At 70.8% G+C, this 1,523-nt stretch carries 1 protein-coding gene; it reads right to left on the reverse strand.

Annotation, left to right across the window (positions count from 1 at the left end; genetic code table 11):
• Positions 1 to 38: 38 nt before the first annotated feature.
• On the reverse strand, positions 39 to 1,394 hold the full coding sequence (locus D7X12_RS41260) for a class I adenylate-forming enzyme family protein (RefSeq protein WP_279637303.1): 1,356 nt from the start codon (positions 1,392 to 1,394) through the stop codon (positions 39 to 41).
• Between the last annotated feature and the right edge of the window lie 129 nt (positions 1,395 to 1,523).

The raw sequence follows: 1,523 nt of genomic DNA on the forward strand, positions 1-1,523 counted from the left end.
GGGCTCGGGAGCGGCGGGGTGGGGGGAGGTCATGTCGGTCATGCGACTCTCGCTGGGTCGTTGGAGGCTTGTTCGGAGAGGGTGCGCCACATCTCAAGCACGCGGCGCCGGTCCAGCTTCTCCTGCCCGGTGCGAGGCAGCGGGCTGGTGATTTCGATGATGCGGCGCGGAGTGCGCACCGCCCCGAGCCGGCTTCGCAGGTCGTTGCTCAGCGCGGCCATGTCGCTCGGGGTTCCGGGCAGCCACCGCACGAGCAGGCCAATGTCCTCGCTGCCATCCGGAAGCTGGAGGGGCACGGCCGCGGCCTCCTGGACGCCCGGCACGTCGAGCACCGCCTCCTCGATTTCGATGAGGTAGACGGAGAAGCCGCCCTTCATCACGACGTCCTTCAGCCGCCCCATGACCCAGTACCTGCCGCGCTCATCCCGCCGCATGGTGTCGCCGGTCTTGAACCACGAGCCCACGAACGCCGCCGCCGTGGCGCTGGGGTTGCGGAAGTAGCCGTCGAAGAGGGTGGGGCCGGACAGCTCCAGCTCGCCTTCACCAGGGCCCTCGACGACCTTGCCCGAGGCGTCGCGCAGCCGGGCCTTCAGCAGGGAGGGCTGCCCGATGGTGTTGCGACCCATCCCGTGCTCGTCGTACTCGCCGAAGAAGGCGGCGCACATCGTCTCGGTGAGCCCGAAGGCGTTGAGCAGTCCCACGTTGAAGCGCCGCTGGAACCGGTCCTGGGTCCGCTGCGAGAGCGGCGAGCTGCCGGTGATGCAGATGGGCGGCGCGCGCGTGCCGGGCCTCGCTGCCGCGGCGTGGTTGAGCAGCTCGATGAGGTGTGGCACCAGGAACGTCTGGTCGATCTCGTTCTCTTCGATGCGGTGCCAGTAGTCGCGCGCCGTCTTGAGCTCCAGCTCCGGGAGGACGACCACCGCCGCGTCGGCGCAGACGGCCCAGGTGTAGTGGAGGTTGAGCACCCCGGAACCGGACAGCCGCATGCTGCACGCGACGCGGGCGGGCGCCTCGCCACGGTGCCGGACCACGGCCGCCGCCGCCGCGAACATCGTGGTCGACAGCCGGGTGTGCGTCATGACGATGGCCTTGGGGTCGCCCGTGCTCCCCGAGGTGTACGACAGCAACGCCGCGTCCTCGGGCAGTCCCTGGCGCGGCTCGTGCGTCCTGGCGATGTTCAGCCGCGAGACGGACAGCTCCGGCACCAGCGAGACCATGGCCTCGGGCTCGCTGTGCGTAAGGACGGTGTCCCGAAGGCGCTCACCCCAGGCGCTGTCCACCAGGAGGGCGGCGGCCTTGAGGCGCCAGACCGCGAGTAACAGGGGCAGCATGTCCGGGTGGTCCGTCAGCACCACGGCCCAGAGCCTCCCTTCAGACAGGCCCGCCGCCGACAGCCGCCGGCAAGGGGGAGACCATGCGAACGAAGCTGTATGTCCTGGGCGCGGTCCTGGGAGCGGCCCCGGGCCTGCCGTCCGCGCTGCTCGCGCTGACGGGAGCGCCGTCCCTGGAAACCCACCCGGAGG

The organism is Corallococcus sicarius (assembly GCF_003611735.1).
GTDB lineage: Bacteria > Myxococcota > Myxococcia > Myxococcales > Myxococcaceae > Corallococcus > Corallococcus sicarius.